Origin of the sequence: Albimonas donghaensis (assembly GCF_900106695.1) — a bacterium.
Classification (GTDB): domain Bacteria; phylum Pseudomonadota; class Alphaproteobacteria; order Rhodobacterales; family Rhodobacteraceae; genus Albimonas; species Albimonas donghaensis.
The window spans coordinates 1-17935 of sequence record NZ_FNMZ01000007.1; the positions used below are offsets into that span (position 1 = coordinate 1).

Genomic DNA, 17935 nt, shown 5'->3' on the forward strand with positions numbered 1-17935 from the left:
TATCCGCCGGCCTCCGTCCCCGGCAGACACCTTGAATCAGACCGAGACCCCGAGGCGAATCCCCTGCGATTCAATCAGGTCGGGTTCCGCTCTAGCCCGCGTCGGTCCGCTTAGGAATGCCATACATATAAATTTCATACGCTTAAGATTTTTACAGAACGCCTCGGAACCCCATATATCGATGTTCGAGTCTTCTCAACCGCACCATCAGGCAGGACTTTCCCGAGACGAGACGCCGGGATGGCGGAGCGCCGCCGCGCCGCCCCCCCCCGCCTCTCGCTCCCCCCCTCACCGACAATCCGGCGACAATCCGGCCCGGCGCAGGGCCTGAGCCCGCAGCCCGGCTGCGGCGCGCCTCTCCTGTGGCGAAGCCTCGGAGGGCGCGACGGCGGTCTCCATGTCCCGCAGCGCCGCCCGGACCCGCGCGGGCTCCGCATCGCGGCCAAGCCGGGGGAGGCGGGCGGATCCGCGCCTCAGAACCTGGTGCGGAGGAAAATCGCCTCGGGCAGGTTGCGGATCACGCTCATCAGCAGCGCCCATTTCCAGTGCATGACCTTCGCCCGGCGCTTGCGCAGGGCCCGGACGATCAGTTCGGCCTGGGCCTCGGCGGTCAGCGTCAGGGGGGCGGGGAGGTCCATGCCCTCGGTCATCGCCGTGGCCACGAAGCCGGGCTTCACCGTCATCACCAGCAGGTCGGTCCCCGCGAACCGCTGGCGCAGGCCCGAAAGCATCGTGGCGAAGCCGCCCTTGGCCGCGCCGTACCAGTAATTGCGCGCCCGCCCCCGGTCGCCGGCGACCGAGGCGATGCCGATCACCGCCGTCGGCCCCGGCAACGCCGCGAGCCGGACCGCTGCCGCCTCCAGCGCCACGGCGGGGCCGGTGAAATTGGCCGTCACGATCTCCGCGATCCGGGCCGGGTCCTCCTGCGTCGCCTCCTGATCGCCCAGCAGACCCACCGCCGAAAGCACCACGCCCGGCGTCTCGGGCAGCGCGTCCAGCCAGGCGGCATGGCCCGCCAGATCCGCCGCGTCCCATGCCAGCGCCCGCGCCTCGACCCGGTGGCGGGCGGCGATGTCGGCCGCGTCCCGCTCCAGCGCCGCCACGTCGCGGCCGGCGAGCAGGATCGGGCGCCCCTCCGCCGCCAGCAGATGCGCCACGGCGCGGCCCATGTCGGACCGGGCGCCGAGAATCAGCGCGGGCCGGGTCTCGGCGGGGGTTCGGGGGGACGCGGGGGAAGCGGAGGCGCGCGAAGCGGACGCGGGGGAAGTCAAAGACCTAGTCTCCTGGCAAGCTCGGTGAGAAAGGCGGGGTCGCGGGCCTCCGCCCCCCGGAAGGCGGCGGCGCGGGGATCGAGCGCATCATGCTCCGCCCGCGTCAGCGTCGCGTCCTTGGCGAGGTAGAGGCGCCCGCCATGGGCCGCGGTCAGCGCGCGCAGCCGGGCGACCAGCCGCAGGGCGCGGTCGGTGGCGGGGAAGTCCAGCGCCAGCGTCCAGCCGCGGCGGGGAAAGGCCAGCGAGGTCGGCGCCCCCTGCCCGTCTCCCAACAGCTTCAGGACCGCGAGGAACGAGCCCTGCCCGGAGGCCGAGACCGTCTCCAGCATCGCGCGCAGCCCCGCCTCGGCGGTCTCGGGCGGCAGCACGCACTGGAACTGCACGAAACCGCGCCGCCCGTAGATGCGGTTCCAGCCCAGCACCGCGTCGAGCGGGTGGAAACAGGCGCTCCACGGGGTCAGCGCCCCCCCCCGCGCTCCCCCCCGAGCCCCCCCGCGCGCCGCAGCCCGCAGCCCGGCCCGCCAGTAAAGCGCGTTGAACGCCCGCACCGTCAGCGCGTTCAGCGCGAAGCCGGGGATCAGATCCGGCGGCGGGCCGATGCGCTTGGCGGCCCGGCCCAGCGCCCAGCGGTCGGCGGCCTCGCGCGCGCCCAGTTCCGCCAGGGCCGCGTCCTCGGCCCGGTAGACCAGCGCCCGACCGAGCTTCGCCCCCCGCGCCAGGCAATCGATCCAGGCGGAGGTATGGGTCCAGCCCGACGCGGCCTCGATCGCGGCCATGGCCGCGGCCAGATCGGGCGCCGGGATCGCCTCCTGCCGCAGCCAGCCGGTCTCGACCCGGCGCAGGCGCAGGGCGGCGCGCAGGATCAGGCCGGTGAGCCCCATGCCGCCGCAGGTCTCCGCAAAGCCCGGATCGCCGGGGGCGAGCCTCCGGACCCCGCCGTCGCGCCCCATCACCTCCACCCAGTCGAGATGCGCGGACAACGAGCCGCCGCCGGGCGCGTGATGGTTCTTGCCGTGGACATCGGCGGCGATCATCCCGCCCAGCGTCACGAAGCGCGTGCCCGGGACCACCGGCGGGAACAGCCCGCGGGGGAGCAGCGCGGTCTCCATGTCCGCGAGGCTCACGCCCGCCTCGGCGACGATGCGGGGCGCGGTCTCGTCGATCTCCACGAAACGGTTCAGCCCCGCGGTGGACAGCGCCAGCGCCGGGCCCTCGGCGGGCGGCAGCCCCGCGTCGCCATAGGCCCGCCCGAGCCCCCGCGGCGCCAGCCCCGCGCCCTGCCCCCGCACCAGCGCCGCCGCCTCCGCGGCGTCGCGGGGGGCGCGCAGGTGGCCGCGGACGCTCGGGAACCGCCCCCAGCCGGTCAGCGGCGCGGGCGCGGGCAGGTCGCCGCGCAGAGGCGGCGCGGGGCCGAGCTCGGGCGCGGACCGGGCCGCCCCATCCCCGACCGTCTCGCCGCCTCCCGCGCGGCTCATCGGCTCGTGCCCGTCGCGTCGGAGGGGGTGAAGACGAAGCGGCGGTCCAGCCGGTATTTCACCACATAGCCCACCACCAGGCCCAGCGCCGCGCCGGTTTCGCGCGCCAGGCTGGTGCCCCAGATCGACCAGGCCAGCGCCTCGGCCCCCCAGAACAGCGTCGTGGTCAGCAACCCGATCAGCGTGTAGAGCCCGAACCGCCGCGCATGGGCGGCGGCGCCGGTGCTGCGGTCATGGAAGATCCAGCGCTTGTCGAGCAGGTATTTCAGCACCAGCCCCGCCCCGGTCCCGCAGGCGATGGCGATGCTCAGCGCCAGCGGGCCGCTCAGCTCCGCCCGCCAGCCGCCGCCGGCGCGCACAACCGCCAGCACGTCGTGAAGGAACCAGTCCAGCATGTCCGGGGCCCAGCCGAAGGCCACCGGCTCCCCCCGGCCCAGCGCCGCCAGCGCCAGGCGCTGAACGCCGAGGTTGCACAGCATGGCCAGCAACGCGAAGCCCGCGTAGCGCACCGCGATCTCGCGCCCCGTCAGCCGGCGCGGCGCCCGCAATCCGCCGGGCGCGTAATCCGGCATCGGGCGCGCGGCGCCGGGGCGCTCGTCGACTTCCCGCGCTCTCATCAGCGCCCCCCCGGGCTTCGTCATCCGCTCAGTACCACTTGGCGACCATGGCGCAGGCCAGCATCCCCGCGCCGCATATCCAGGACAGCGGATCCCGGATGGCGAACAGCACCGGGTCGTCGTTCATCTGCCCGCGATGCGCGATCATCACCATGCGCGAGGACCAGTAGAGCAGGATCGGCGGCGCCCCCCACAGCAGCAGCGGCGACATGTAGAGCCGCTGCACCGTGGGCGAATAGATGTAGAGCGCCAGCACCAGCACCGCCGTATAGCCCGCCGCGATCGCCATCATGGTGACCACCGGCAGATCGTCGGCGCGGTAGGCGCGGCCCGAGGTCTCGGACTTGCCCTCGGCGGCCAGGTCCACCAGCTCGGTCTGCCGCTTCATCGCGGCCAGCGACAGGAACAGGAAGACCGACAGCGCCAGCATCCAGGGCGACACCTCGAGCTGCAGCGCCATCGACCCCGCGATGACCCGCAGGGTGTAGAGCCCCGCGAGCATGCAGATGTCGATCACCAGCTCCCGCTTCAGCGCCATGGAATAGAGCAGCGTCGCCCCGAAATAGACCGAGAGCACGCCGAACAGCAGGTCCGACACCGCCCAGGCCAGACCGAAGCCCCCGCAGAACAGAACCGCGCCCATCAACAGCCCGTGCAACGCCGGCACCGCGCCGGAGGCGAAGGGCCGGAAGCGCTTGCGCGGATGGGCCCGGTCGGCGTCGAGGTCGAGCAGGTCGTTCACGCAATAGACCGAGGACGACACCAGCGAGAACGCCGCGAAGGCCAGCATCGCGGTCAGCCAGGCCCCGGCGCCGGACTGATGGCTGGCCAGCAGCGGCAGGAACACCAGCGTGTTCTTCATCCACTGATGCGGGCGCATGGCGCGGATATAGGGCCGGATCCGGCCCAGCCCCTGCGAGGCGGGGTCGAGATGCAGCGCCTCGGGCGCGGTTTCGGGCCGGGTCAGCGCCTCGGCCTGGCGGATCAGCCCGGGCGAGGCGCCGGCGGTGATCACCCGGCGGGCGGAGGCCCAGACCGGCAGATCGCGCGGGGCGTCGCCCACATAGTCGAATCCATGCCGTCCGAACCGCGCGATCAGCATGTCTGCCTTGGCGTGGCCGCCCAGGTTGACCGTGCCGTCGGAGCCCTCGACCGCGTCGAACAGGCCCAGATGCGCGGCCACCGCGTCCGCGACCCGCTGGTCGGAGGCGGTGGCGAGCATCACGAAGCGGCCGGCGGCGCGGGCCTCCCGGATCAGGTCGAGCACCGACTCGCGATAGGGCAGGCCGGCGGCGTCGATGGTCACCCGGTCGGTGATGCGGGCCTTGAGCGGCGACTTGCCCAGCCGCGCGGCCCGCGCCAGTTCGGGCGCGGCGGCGGCGAGCGGGCCGAAGCCCAGCGCGATCAGCCCCAGGGCGCTTTCATGCAGCGTGTCGACGGGCACCAGCGTGCCGTCGAGGTCGATGACCAGCGCGACGCCCCTGTGCGACCCGGCGTCCGGCTCGGGGGCGTGGTTGGAGTCGGGGTCCGGGTTGGGTTCGGGGCGAGGCGCATCGGCGGCCCTCGGCGCGCCGCCCATCGCGCCGGACGGCGCTCCATCGCCGACGTTGTCCTCGGCGGTGGAGGACCGCGCCTCGCCGCCGACCGGGACGGCGGGCTCCGCGTCATCGGCGCGCAAACGATCTGAAACGGACATCGCGGACCCTTCGAAAACGCGACGCTTCCGTCCGCGGTTCGCAGGGCCGCGAGGTTCGAGGCCGCGACCTCCGGGCGGGCGCTTCAGGGACGATTAACATTTCTAGCTGGAGCTTTACAGCCCTTGGATGCCTCTGCCCGCCGCCCCCGAACCCCGAACCCCGAACCCCGAACCGCGCGCGCGGGACGCATGGAGGTTCGCCTCGAGATCAATCCGCCGCCCGGCGTTGCGCGCCGGTCCGATCCGGCGTCCGGCGTAGCGTGCCGGCCCGATCCAGCGCCCGGCATTGCGCGCCAGCCCGATCCGGCGCCTGACGTCGCGTGCCAGCTCGATCCAGCGCCCGGCATTGCGCGACAGCCCGATCCGGCGCCTGGCGTCGCGTGCCGGCTCGATCCAGCGCCCGGCATTGCGCGCCGCGCCGATCCGACGCCCGGCCTTGTCGTCCCCGCACGGGCACCGCCCCCGCCGCCCCCGCGCCGCCGGTGCCAGACCGGGCGCCGCTTCCGCCGCCCGCTCAGTCGGCGTCGTCAGCCTCCCGCTCCGACCGGGAGAGGCGCGCGCGGTACAGGCGCGAATGGCTCGGCGTGACCGTCGCGATCAGCTTCGCCAGATGCTCGAACGCCCCGCGCATCGCGGCCAGCGCCGCCGCTTCCGCCGCCCCGCCGACGGAGGACGGGTCGAGCGCGAGCGCCCCGAGACGCTCGGCCTCCGTCTCCAGCGCCCGCGCGGCCTCGCTGATTTCGCTGAAGCCGAAGGCGCCCGCGCTGCCCGTGAGGGTGTGCGCGATGGAGGCCACGTCGCCCGCCAGCGCCCCGCTTTCGGTCCCCGCCGCCGCCGCGCCGCCTTCGTTCGTCGCCGCCGCCGCGCCGCCTTCGTCCGTCGTCGCATCCGCGGCGGGTCCGAGCACCCCGCGGTCGAGCAGGTCACGCAGATGCTCCGACTGGCGGATGAGCGAGCGGCAATGCTGCTCGACCAGCGCCAGCACCCGTTCCGCCGCGTCCTCCCCGGCCGGAGGCGCGGCGCAGGTCCGGTCCCAGATGGCGCGCAGCTTGTCGGGAAGCGTGAGCGGATCGAAGGGCTTGGGGATCACGTCCACCGCCCCCATGGAGATGTAGCGCGACACCTCCCGCCCCTGCACCTTGGCGGTCACGAAGATCACCGGGGTGCGCGCCAGCCGGGCGTCCTTGCGCAGCCCGGCCAGGGTCTGCGGCCCGTCGAGCCCGGGCATCATCACGTCCAGCAGGATCAGGTCCGGGTTGAAATCCCCCGTCCGGTCCAGCGCCTCCTGTCCGGAGGCGCACATGTCCGTCTCGAACCCGCCGACCTGGGTCAGCAGCAGGTTGGCGATCGCGCGAATATCCGGCTCGTCCTCGACATAGGTGATCCTCTGAAGGGCTCGGGCCATTGGGTGCTCCGTCCGAAAGCAAACGCGCGCATACGCATCGGGCCGCCCCCCTATGCGAGACATCCGGCCGTCCGAAGCCGCCTGACGCGAAGGCGGCCTTTCCCGCGCCTTCCGTTCATAGCGGAACAATGATTGCCTAATCCTTTACGGCCCGCAGGCGTCCGGCGCGTCGGACCCTCCGGCTCAGATCAGCCCGTCATAGGCGCCCGGCGGGATCTCGATGGCGATGACGGTGGGGACCGGCGCTTCCAGCGCCTCGGCATAGGCGGCGGAAAGCGCCTCCGGCCCCGTCGCCACGGCCCCGCGCAGCCCCATCGCGCGCGCGACCGCGGCGTAGTCCGTGCGCCCGAAAGCCACCCCCGCCGGAGCCAGCCCGTCGCGCCGCTGCTTGAGCGCGATCAGCTCCAGCGAGCCGTCGACCAGCACCGCCACCACCGCCGGCCGGCCGAGATCGCGCAGCGTCGCCAGCTCTCCCAGGGTCATGTCCAGACAGCCGTCGCCGATCACGCAGAGCGGCGGCGGCCCGCCCTCCGCCGCCAGCGCCGTCCCCGCCGCCAGCGGCAGCGCGCAGCCCATGGTGCACAGGCCCGAGGATTGCAGCAGCGCGCCGGGTGCGTCGCAGGTCCACACCTGGCTGAGCAGGATCCGATGGGCGCCCGAATCCACCGTCGTCACCGTGCCTGCGGGCTTCATCCGGTCGAGCAGCCGCAGCGCCGCGCCCGGCCCCCAGCCCTCGCCGGGACGGGCCCCGAAGGCCTCGGCCAGGGCGGCGCGGGCGGCGGCGGGCTCGCCCCCCGGCCAGCTCTCGGCGGGCGCCTGCCCCTCGGTCAGCGCGGCCAGCCCCGGGCCCACCCCGCAGGTCCAGGACAGGGCGGCCGCGTGCAGGAACTGGCGGTCGGGGGCGGCGGCGAATTCCAGCGCGACGGAAGCGTCCCAGGGCGCCCGCCAGCCGGCCCGCATCTCGATCGGGTCGTAGCCCGCGCAGATCACCAGGTCCGCCTGCGCCAGCAGCGGCAGCACGATGGCGTCCGAACGCGGCGACAACCCGTGTCCGCCGAGGCTCAGCGGATCGTCCTCGGGCAGCGCGCCCTTGGCCTTGTAGGTGGTCAGCACCGGGATCGCATGGGCGCGGGCGACGGCGCGCAGGGTCTCTACCGCGTCCGGTTCGGTCAGCAGGTCGAGCCCGGCGAGGATCACCGGGCGGCGCGCCGCGGCGAACATGGCGCGGGCGCGGTCCAGATCCGGCCCCGGCGCGGGGGCGGCCGGACGCTGCGCGGGGCGCAGGGGGGCGGCGGGCGGCGTCTCCGGCGCCGTCGCCACGGGGATCGGCAGGTCGATATGCACCGGCCCCGGACGGGGGTCGAGCGCCAGCCGGATGGCCTTGTCGATCATCGGTCCGCAGGCGCCGGCGCGGGCCTCGAAACTGGCCTTCGCCAGGGGGCGGAGCACGGCCTGGTGGTCCATCACCTGGTGGGAATAGGTCAGGGCCTCGGCCTCCGGGATGCGGCCGGAGATGACGATAAGCGGAACCCGGTCCTGCTGGGCGTTGGCGGTGACGTTGACCGCGTTGGCGAGCCCCGGCCCCACCGTCGCCACCAGCACGCCCGGCGCGCCGGTGGCGTGCCAGGCGGCCTCGGCCATGAAGCCGGCGGCGTTCTCGTGGCGGGCGAGGTGAAAGCGGATGCCGTTGCGCTCCAGCGCCGCGATCAGGCCCAGCACCTCGCCGCCCGGCACCCCGAAGGCGTGGCGCACGCCGGCCTCGCGCAGCCGCCGGGCGATGATGTCGGCGGAGGTCGCGGGCGCCGTGTCGGCCCGGGCCGCGGGGGCGGGGGCGGGGAGGGAGGAGGTTGCGGCGGAGGGCGCGTCGGACATGAAGGGCGTCTCGTCTCTGTCGGCGCGGAAGGCCCGCGCGGGCCGCATGGTGCACGTCCGGGCGGGGCGCGTGAATGGGGCTCGCGCAGAGGTGAGCGCGACGGGGCGCGGCGGGACTGGCGCAGCGCGGAGCGCCCCGGGCCGCGGGGGCCGGCGGCGGCGGCGGCGGCGGCGTTCGAACGCTCAAGGCGACGGATCGAAAGCCTCGGCGGTGACGAATAGAGCGGTCGCCTTCGGTCAACCGGCCTGAACACCCTCCCGGATCCGTTCATCCGATCATCCCGTTTCCATAGACGACGCCCGGCGCCCTCTTGGGGTGTCAGGTCAGCATGTCCGGCGCGCGCATTCGCAAAACGTTTCATCTATTAATTGTTAACAAGCGCCCACAAACAATCCCCGCGCACTTGAATTCAGCAAGTTCCGCAGGTCGCCCAGCCGACAGTCTCGTCAGCGCCGTCTTGGCGCTTGCGCGGACTCTCCAACCTTCACAAAGCGCATCAGCCGGAAAACAGCCGGATGCAAGCGGATATAGACAGGACAACACACCCTAATACTCCACAATTACACAAATTCACGATGGTTTAACGACGGCCATAATCGGCCCAATACAGAGAACAATTGCGCGACTCGCTTGATCGACTCACAGACCGAGTGATAATTTTTTAGTGATTACTGATTCTTTTCTGCCGACCGGCCGCGCCGGCTGGAGGGAGATCGTGTGACTCCCGTCTTCCGGCGGGCGGACGCGGACGCCCGACATCAGCCGGAATGCGCCGCGGTCGCAGCGACCGCCAAGGACCATGAGCATGACCATCGACTCCGGAACCATCGACTCCGGCCTCCCCGGCGAATGGCTGCCGCTCGACGACTGGCCGCTGATCTCCATTCATGTGATCCTGACCGCCGAGCAGGAACTGCTCACCTTCGGCACCGACGAGCTCGGCATGCAGGGCGGCGAGCAGCACTACGCGGTCTGGAGCTTCGAGACCGGATCCGGCCAGCTGCTCGAACACACCACGGCCACCGACATCTTCTGCTCCATCGTCACCACGCTGGGCAGCACCGGAGAGCTTCTGATCGTCGGCGGCGACGCCCGCCCGCTGGGCCGTCCCAACAAGGGCATCACCGATGTCACCGCCTTCGACCCCGAGACCCACGAGCTCTACACCCACCCCGCCGGCGAGATGCATTACGCCCGCTTCTACGCCTCGGCGCTGACGCTCCCGACCGGCGACGTCTACATCCTCGGCGGCGCCGACGCGCATTACCTGCGCGCGCCCCATGCCGAGGTCTACAGCGCCGAGGAAGGCGCGACCCTGTTCGAAAATTCCGGGCTGTTCGAAGGTGAGCAGGCCAATAACCGCTGGTGGTATCCCAAGCTTTACATGAACGAGGCCGGCAAGCTGATCGGCTGGTACAACTATCGGCCGGAAGTTTACGACTTCGCCTGGGAGGAGGACCTGCCTGCGAAGGAAATCGGCCTGCTGCCGTTCATCTCCGACAACTCATCGCCCGCCATCCTTTTCGACGTCGACAAGGTCCTGACCATCGACCTCAAGGGCAAGCTCTGGGTCGTCGACATCTCCGGCGACAGCGTCAGCTTCGAGAAGATCGGCGCCCTGTTCGAGCCCATCGAGGGCATGCGCGCCTGGTCGAACTTCGCGGTGCTGCCCAACGGCTCGGTCCTGATCACCGGCGGCAACGACCGACCGAACGAGGATGAGAGCTTCGAGAAGTTCACCTACGACGCCGTGACCTTCGATCCGGACACCGGCGAGCTCACCCGCTCGGACCCCGAGGATCTGCCGCGGCTCTACCATTCCTCGTCGATCCTGCTGCCCGACGGCTCGGTCTACTCGCTCGGCGGCGGCGCGCCGGGGCCCTACACCAACCTCAACGCCCAGCGCTTCAACCCCGAATACCTGTTCGACGACGGCGGCGCCCTGATCGAGGACAAGATCGAGATCCTCGAGGCCCCGACCCATATCAGCGCCGGCGACGTCTTCACCTTTTCCGTGGACCGCCCCCTGGACGTCAGCCGCGTCACCTTCATCAAGCACGGCTCCGCCACCCATTCCATCGACGTGGAGACCCGCTTCGTCGATCTCGACTTCTTCGTGCGCGAGGACGGCTCGATCGTCGCCAAGCTGCCGGACTCGACCAGCCTGCTGACGCCCGGGCCCTACATGCTGTTCGCGCTCGACGCCAACGAGACTCCGTCGGTCGCGGTCTCCATGCGGCTCGACATGGCCGAGGCGTCGGAAGGGGACCTGTTCTCCCACCTGATCCTCGACGATCCGGCGCTCGACGCCCTCTTCGACGCGCCGGAGCTGATCGTGGACGGCCGCGCGGCCGGGGTCATGCCCGCCGAACCCGCGGACCCCGCCGACGACCCCGGGGCGGCCGAAGTCTCCGAGGACGGAACCGCGATCACGCTGACCGGCAACGCCTGGAAATCGGTGGGCATCCGCCAGCACATCACCGCCGACACCCGCCTTCGGCTCGACGTGAAGGCCCCCGATGTGGGCGAATTCTTCGGCCTGGCGCTGGAGAACGACGGCGTCATCGACCGCGGGAACATGCTGGTGCTGGGCGGCGCGCAGAACGTCAACCGCATCGCCGACCGCTTCTCCTACACCGCCGGCGGCGGGGTGCAGAGCTACGACATCGCGCTCGGCGACTATTTCGCGGGCGAGACCTTCTCCAGGCTGGTTCTGATCGCCGACGATGACGACGACGCCTCGTCCGACGTGACCTTCTCCAACATCCGTTTCCTCGACGGCGAGGAGATGCTGCTCAACGGCGCCCCGGTGGAGCTGCGGTCCTTCGACGAAGAACAGGATGCCGGGTCGGCCGTCATCTCCGGGGACGGGACCTCGGTCACCATCACCGGCAACGGCTGGAAGCGGCTGGCGCTGGACGCCCCCATCGGGGAGGACGACTGGCTCAGCTTCGACTTCTCCTCCACCGATGTGGGCGAGATCATCGGCGTCGCCATCGACGGCGACAACGAGATGACGATGGAATCGATCATCTCGCTGGGCGGCTCCTCGGCCAATTCCAGTTTCGTCAACACGCACCGGAACTACAATCCGGGCCGAGGCACGGTGCATTACGACATCCATGTCGGCGCCCTGTCGCCCACCTGGGAGGACGACCTGGTCTTCGTGGTCGATGACGACCGCGACGGCTCGGGCAACGCCACCTTCTCCAACATCACGCTGGAAAGCCGGCAGCTTTTCGATCTGCAGGGCCAGATGACGCCCGTCCTCAGCTACGCGCCGCGCCAGGACGAAGGCGTGGCGGAGCTTGCGGCCGGCGCCACCCGGCTCACGCTGTCGGGCAACGCCTGGAAGTCGATGGCGCTGCCCGGCGCGATCGGCCCCGACACCTGGCTCAGCTTCGACGTGACGTCCGACGATGTGGGCGAGATGCTGGCGGTGGGCTTCGACGACGACGGCGTGCTGAACAACCTGCAGAAGGTCTTCCAGTTGGCCGGCGAGCCGACCATCGACGTCAGCACCGACTTCAACACCTATGTCGAAGGCTCGGGCGCGCGCCATTACGCCATCCGTCTGGGCGACTACGCGCTGGGCGCTCCGGACCGGATCGTGTTCGCGGCGGATGACGACGCCGACGGCTCGGCATCGGCCACCTTCTCCAACATCCGCCTGCTGGAGGGGCCGCCGGTCGAGGTCGACGGCGTGGTCTGCGGCGTCTTCACCCATGCGGGGACCGGAGACCAGGGCGCGGCGACGCCCGGCGACGAAGGCCGCGAGGTCACGCTGACCGGCAACGCCTGGAAACGGATCGAGGTCGACGCCACGATCGGCGCCGACACCGTGCTGGCCTTCGAGATGTCGAGCGACGACCTCGGCGAGCTCACCGCCGTCGGCTTCGACACCGACACGTCGCTGAGCACCGGCAAGCTGTTCCGTCTGGGCGGCTCGGACGGGTCCCTCGTCGGGCTGGCCGGGGAGACGCTCTACACCGGCGACGGCGACATGCAGCGGATCGAGATCGCGGTCGGCGAAGCCTATGCCGGAACCTTCGCCAACCTTGTGCTTGGGGCGGATGACGACGAAGACGGCTCGGGCGCCGCGACGTTCCGCGATATCGAGATCCTCAACCCCGACGACACTCTCACGAGCCATGGCGGGACGCAGGACAGCGCCGGCGCCCGCGCCTTCGCCACCGCCAGCGGCGTCCGGCTCGATGGCAACACCTGGAAGAGCGTGCGCTTCGACGCCTTCGAGGTCGACGCCGACAGCGTGCTGCGGTTCGAGTTCCGCTCGGATGTCGAGGGCGAGATCATGGGCGTCGGGCTCGACAATGACGATGCGCTCAGCCAGTGGCGCTTCTGGCAGATCGCGGGGACCCAGGACTGGGGCCGCGGAACCCATGACGACCAGTATGCGATCGGCGAGGGCTGGGAGTATTTCGAGATCGCCCTGTCCGAGATCTCGGGAACCTTCGACCGCCTGGTGCTGGCCGCCGACGATGATGCGGGGACGGGGGTCGAGGCCTATTTCCGCAATGTGGCGATCGAGGGCGTCGGCGCGGCCAACGACGTGATCGAACTGATCTGACCCGATCCGGGGCGGGGGGGAGCTTTCCCACCCGCCTCAGCCCGGCAGGCCCGGCGCCCGGCGCGGCGCCGACCTGATCGGCTGTTTCGCGCCGCAAGAGGGTTCGGCCTCCGCCGTTTGCGGGTTATGCTCGTCCCCGGCCTCGCGGCCCATGAGCGGCGCCGCGGTCGGCCGAAGACCCATGGGATCGGGCGCGAGGCCTTCGGTCTCGCCCGGTCCGGGACATTCATCCGCGCCGAGGGCCGCGTCGTCCCGCGCCCCGCCTCCGCGCCCCACGGCCCGAAAACGGAGCGCACATGATCGCCGTCATCTTCGAAGTCATCCCCCGCGAGGACCGCCGCGAGGCCTATCTGGACGTCGCCGCCGGCCTGCGCCCGTTGCTGGAGGCCCAGGACGGCTTCGTCTCGGTCGAGCGGTTCGAGAGCCTGACCCATCCCGGCAAGCTGCTGTCCCTGTCCTTCTGGCGCGACGAGGAAGCGGTCGCCGCCTGGCGGGCGGTGGAGAAGCATCGCGGCGCCCAGGACATGGGCCGGCGGGCGATGTTCGCCGACTACCGCCTGCGGGTCGCCGGGGTGATCCGCGACTATGGGATGGAGGCGCGCGACCAGGCTCCCGCCGACAGCCGCGCCGCGCATGACGGCGAACCGGGCTGAACATCGCCGGCCCGCGTCGCCCGGAGCGCCGCACGAAGCGCCGCCCGGGGCCCCGCCCCAAGTGAACGACTGGGCCATTCCCGGAAACAGTCGCCGGTTGACCCTGGGGCAAATTTCGCCTTAGGCTTCCCCTCCATATGCGGAGCTTCGACCCCACCCCGTCGCCTTCTCCGCCCCCGAGGATGGAGTGCAGGACCATGCGCAGGACTTTCGCCGCTCTCGTCGCCGCCGCTCTTCTGGCGATCCCCGCGGCGCGCCCCGCGCAGGCCACGGCGGTCGCGCTCGACACCTGGTACACGTTCAGCTTCGACGGGCCGGCCACGCCCTTCGCCAGCGGCGCCAGCGTCACCCTGGGAACGAATCCCGACGCCCTCGCGGCGCCCGATCCGGCCTGGACCTTCCTGCTCTCGGCGCCCGGCGAACTGTTCGTGCTGGACCTGTTCCAATCGACCGACCAGTTCGAAATCTTCGACATGGCCGCGTCGCAGGGCGTGACCAGCGCGCCCACCTCCGGCGCGGCCTGCGACTCCGACATCACCTGCGCCATCAACGATACGCGCTATTCCCGCGGGACCTTCTCGCTGGCCGCGGGCGCGCACTCGATCACCGGGACGCAGCTGCTCGGCTCCGGCGGCGCGGGCGCGTTCATCGTGCGTGAGCTCACGTCGGAGGTCCCGCTTCCCGGCGCGCTCGGCCTGCAGGGGGCGGTCGTGGCGCTCGGCCTCGGCGTCGCCTGGCGGCGGCGGCGGCGCAACGTCGCCTGAACCGCCCCCAACCGAACCGGACCGGCGACGGCCCCGCGATCCGCACCGCGCCCCGGGGCCGGGCCCGGGGCTGGGCTCGGGGCCGGGCTCGGTTCCGCCCCGCGCCCGCCGTCGCCGACCGACAGCCCCGGTTGACAGTCCGAAGGCGGAGGGAAACTCTCCCGCCCCGAACCGCGCCCCGATCCAGAGGGCGCCGCGAGGCTGGAGGATCGCATGAGCTTCAACGCCCTGATCGTGAACAAGGACGACGCCGGGAAGGTCTCCGCCGCCGTGGAGGCCATCGAGGTCGACCGGCTGCCCGAGGCCGAGGTGCTCGTCGCCGTCGAATATTCCACCGTCAACTACAAGGACGGCATGGTCATCACCTCCGGCGGCGGGCTGGTGAAGACCTGGCCCCATGTCTCGGGGATCGACTTCGCGGGGACGGTGGAAGAGTCCTCCGACCCGCGCTGGAAACCCGGCGACAAGGTCGTGCTGACCGGCTGGCGCGTGGGCGAGATCTGGTGGGGCGGTCATGCCCAGAAAGCCCGCGTGAAGGGCGACTGGCTGGTCCCCCTGCCCGAGGGCCTGACCACCCGGCAGGCGATGATCGTCGGCACGGCGGGCTTCACCTCGATGCTGGCGGTGCAGGCGCTTGAGGATCACGGGCTGAGCCCCGACAAGGGTCCGGTGCTGGTGACCGGGGCCGCGGGGGGCGTGGGCTCGGTCGCGGTGTCGATCCTCGCCGGGCTGGGCTACGAGGTCGCCGGCGTCACCGGACGGCCGGAGACGGAGTCCTACCTGCGCGAGCTCGGCGCCACGACCATCGTGCCCCGCGCCGAGGTGGCCGAAACGGTGAAGCGCCCGCTGGAATCGGAGACCTGGGCCGGGTGCGTGGACGCCGTGGGCGGCGCGATGCTGGGCCGCGTGCTGGGCCAGATCAAGTATGGCGGCTCGGTCGCGGCGGTGGGGCTTGCGGGCGGCGCGGCGCTTCCGGCGACGGTGATCCCGTTCCTGCTGCGCGGCGTGAACCTGCTGGGCATCGACAGCGTCATGCAGCCCTATGACAACCGTCTGCGCGCGTGGAAGCGGGTCGCCTCGGACCTGCCGATGGACCGGCTGGAGGCGATGGCCGTCCCCGCCACCCTCTCGGACCTGCCCCGTCTGGGCGCCGAGATCATGGAGGGCCGGATCCGCGGCCGCGTTGTGGTCGACGTCAACGCCTGACCCCCGTGCGGGGGAGCCGCGCGCCCGCCCGGGCGCCCGGCTTCCCCCGCCCGCCCGCGCGGCGGGGAGAAGGCGGCGCGAGGGTCGCCGTCTCCCACCGCCGCCGTCAGGCACGAACGCCCTGCCCCGGACCCGCACCCGGACACGGACCCGCACCCGGACACGGCCCCGAATTCGGACCTTGGCGCCCTTTGCGCCGACCGTTCCGGAGACCTGCGCCATATGCGGCGCCCAAAGCCCCGGGCGGCCGCGCCGCCATTCCCCGCCCCCGGATCAGCCGCGCTACGCCTCATCCACCAGTCCCGGCGCCTCGCCCTGATCCTTGATCGAGCCGCGCCCATCCCCGCGCGCCGCCCAAACATCGCGCGGCCGAGGCCTCGCCCCCCGCGCAACGCCGCCCCTGCATGACGACGCCCGCGACGCGCCGCGCCCCGCGCGCCACCCGCGCCGGCATCGCCAGGCCGGGCGCCAGCCGCCTCCCCCCGCGCGCAGCGCGCCGCGGGCCCCCGCCCGCGCACGCGGCCGAAGGGCGCGCGGGGAGGCGGCGGCCCCTCCGCCGGCCTACTCGGCCAGTTGCCTGCGGAACGCCTCCAGCGGATCGACCGGGCCCCGCGCCGCCAGCCCGGCGAGCCGCCCGTCCTTCTCCCGGCTCGACCGGCTCGAACCGAACTCGAAGTCGAACGCCGTCCCGATATTGCGCGCGAACATGCCCCCGATCCCCGTCAGGAACCCGACCAGCGTGTTGACCAGCGCGCTGTTCTCCGCCCCCTTGCTCAGCGACAGCAGGAACATCACCAGCGCAATCCCCACCACCGCCGCGAAGGCCGCGGCCAGCATCATGTCCGCCCGCCGCCCCCGCGCCCCCTGCGCGGCCAACGCCACGTCGCGGGCGCGGGCGTCGGCGCGATCGGCCAGCTCCGCCGCGCTGCGCTCCAGCGCCACCTCCGCCAGCCGCGCCTTCAGCGTCGCCATCACCTGCGCATCCGCCCGCGCCGCCGCCAGCGCCGCCTCGGCCCCGCCGGGCGCCCCGGGCTCCACCCCCGTCGCCTCGCGCACCGCCGCGCCCACCGCGGCCCCCAGCGGCCCGCCCGCGTCTTCGCCCGCCAGCCGCGAGACCAGCGCCGGCGCCACCGCCGCCACCAGCGGCAAAAGAGGAAACGCCATGTCGGCCTCCCTTGGGTTCGAGGTTGAGAAATCGGGGCCCGGCCCCGCCTTGCGAGGGCCTAGCCGCCGCCCGCTCCCGGCCGCGCCGGCCCGCCCAGCGCGTAATAGACCGCCTGCGCCGCGCCCATCAGCGCCGGGCCGGCGGCGCCGGTTTCAGGCAGGCGGCATTGCCGTTCGAAGCGCAGTATGGCGGCCCGGGTCCGGGGCCCCATACGCCCGTCGATCGCCCCCGGGCCGGCGCCCAGATGCGTCAGCGCCCGCTGCAAGGCGGCGACCGAGGTCACCCGGAACGCCCCGTCCCCCGCCTCCCCCGCGGCTTCCTCCGCCCAGGCCGCCGCAAGCTTCTCGGCGTAGCGGTTGCGCGCATATCCCGGCCCGTTGTAGCCCCGCGCGAAGGCCGCCCAGTCCCGCGCCCTCAGGCGCCCGTCCAGCCGCGCCCCGCGCACGAACCCCGCGAACGCGTCCAGCTGCGCCGCCTCGTCGTCGCACTGATCGGCGACGAAGCTCTCCACATCCGGCCAGCCGCACAGGCCCGCATTCATTCCCATGATCTGGAACCGCCCCCAGGAGGCCGCGCCCAGCGCCGCCGCCCGGTCCAGCCGCGCCGCCGCCTCCAGCCGGGCGTATTGCGCCTCGCCCCCCGCCCCGTATCCGCCGGGCGAGGCGTCCGAGACCTCCGGCGCCGCCGCATCGAAACGCCCCCCGGTCAGCCGATGGAAGATATGCCGCTCGAACAGGATCGGCGGCCGGCCCGAGGGCAGGAACGGGGCCCCCCGGCTCTCCACCCGCGCCACCGCCTTGATCGCCGCCAGCTCGCAGCCCAGCTCCGCGGCGGCGGCGAGCCACGGGGCCTCGGACCCGATCACCCGGGCCGCGCCGCGAAACCCCTCGGGGGCGCGGCGCGGCCAGGCCTCGGCCGCTCCGCCCGGGGCGGAGGGCGCTCCGTCCGCGCCGCCATCGCCGGGCGCCGCGGCGGCCCCCGCGCGCGACAGGGTCGCGGCGTCGGGGGCGGGCGCAGGCGCGGCGGGGCGCGGAGGAGGCGGTGTCGCGCGCAAGGGCGCGGCGAATTCGGGCATGACGGGCTCTGTCGCTGGAACCGCCGCCGGGGTCCGACGCGCCGCCCATGGCGGATCGCGCCCGCCCCGGTGGGCGAGAGGACGGAGATTGCCCTAACAAGGTTGATTTTTCGTCAATTCGGCCGGAGCGAGGCGAGACATGCCACC

The 17935-nt window shown here is 72.5% G+C and carries 12 protein-coding genes; 4 read left to right on the plus strand and 8 right to left on the minus strand.

All coding sequences use genetic code 11. The features are described 5' to 3' along the window. Window positions 1–473: 473 nt before the first annotated feature. The 6 genes from BLV24_RS16290 to BLV24_RS16315 form a co-directional block, all read right to left on the minus strand. Window positions 474–1271, minus strand: coding sequence for an SDR family NAD(P)-dependent oxidoreductase (locus BLV24_RS16290; protein ID WP_245710613.1), 798 nt, complete (start codon window positions 1269–1271; stop codon window positions 474–476). Further along, window positions 1268–2746 (minus strand): FAD-binding oxidoreductase, encoded by a 1479-nt coding sequence (locus BLV24_RS16295; RefSeq protein ID WP_092683742.1) that lies wholly within the window; start codon window positions 2744–2746, stop codon window positions 1268–1270. The genes BLV24_RS16290 and BLV24_RS16295 overlap by 4 nt, the downstream gene beginning before the upstream one ends. Continuing rightward, window positions 2743–3387, minus strand: coding sequence for a GtrA family protein (locus BLV24_RS16300; RefSeq protein ID WP_245710615.1), 645 nt, complete (start codon window positions 3385–3387; stop codon window positions 2743–2745). Before BLV24_RS16300 ends, BLV24_RS16295 begins: the two co-directional genes overlap by 4 nt. 4 nt (window positions 3388–3391) lie before the next feature. After that, window positions 3392–5059, minus strand: a complete 1668-nt coding sequence (locus tag BLV24_RS16305) for a UbiA family prenyltransferase (protein WP_245710617.1) — start codon at window positions 5057–5059, stop codon at window positions 3392–3394. A gap of 514 nt (window positions 5060–5573) precedes the next feature. Then, window positions 5574–6464, minus strand: a complete 891-nt coding sequence (locus BLV24_RS16310; protein ID WP_092683744.1) for a response regulator — start codon at window positions 6462–6464, stop codon at window positions 5574–5576. A 183-nt stretch (window positions 6465–6647) separates the two neighbouring features. Continuing rightward, window positions 6648–8336, minus strand: a complete 1689-nt coding sequence (locus tag BLV24_RS16315) for a thiamine pyrophosphate-binding protein (RefSeq protein ID WP_092684013.1) — start codon at window positions 8334–8336, stop codon at window positions 6648–6650. An 806-nt stretch (window positions 8337–9142) separates the two neighbouring features. On the opposite strand from BLV24_RS16315, the gene BLV24_RS16320 reads away from it, so the two are divergent. The 4 genes from BLV24_RS16320 (at window position 9143) to BLV24_RS16335 (ending at window position 15548) form a co-directional block, all read left to right on the plus strand. Beyond that, window positions 9143–12925, plus strand: a complete 3783-nt coding sequence (locus BLV24_RS16320; protein WP_092683746.1) for a galactose oxidase early set domain-containing protein — start codon at window positions 9143–9145, stop codon at window positions 12923–12925. A 296-nt stretch (window positions 12926–13221) separates the two neighbouring features. After that, a complete protein-coding gene (locus BLV24_RS16325) occupies window positions 13222–13578 on the plus strand; it encodes an antibiotic biosynthesis monooxygenase family protein (RefSeq protein ID WP_092683748.1) in 357 nt (118 codons plus the stop codon). A 197-nt stretch (window positions 13579–13775) separates the two neighbouring features. After that, window positions 13776–14342 (plus strand): hypothetical protein, encoded by a 567-nt coding sequence (locus BLV24_RS16330; protein WP_092683750.1) that lies wholly within the window; start codon window positions 13776–13778, stop codon window positions 14340–14342. A gap of 213 nt (window positions 14343–14555) precedes the next feature. After that, window positions 14556–15548 carry an MDR family oxidoreductase gene (locus BLV24_RS16335; RefSeq protein WP_092683752.1) on the plus strand — a complete coding sequence of 331 codons (993 nt, stop codon included), beginning with the start codon at window positions 14556–14558 and terminating at the stop codon, window positions 15546–15548. Between the two features lie 561 nt (window positions 15549–16109). Here BLV24_RS16335 and BLV24_RS22075 read toward each other — a convergent pair. Both BLV24_RS22075 and BLV24_RS16345 read right to left on the minus strand, forming a co-directional pair. After that, window positions 16110–16712 (minus strand): hypothetical protein, encoded by a 603-nt coding sequence (locus BLV24_RS22075; RefSeq protein ID WP_092683754.1) that lies wholly within the window; start codon window positions 16710–16712, stop codon window positions 16110–16112. A 59-nt stretch (window positions 16713–16771) separates the two neighbouring features. Further along, a complete protein-coding gene (locus tag BLV24_RS16345; protein WP_092683756.1) occupies window positions 16772–17788 on the minus strand; it encodes an N-acetylmuramidase domain-containing protein in 1017 nt (338 codons plus the stop codon). Between the last annotated feature and the right edge of the window lie 147 nt (window positions 17789–17935).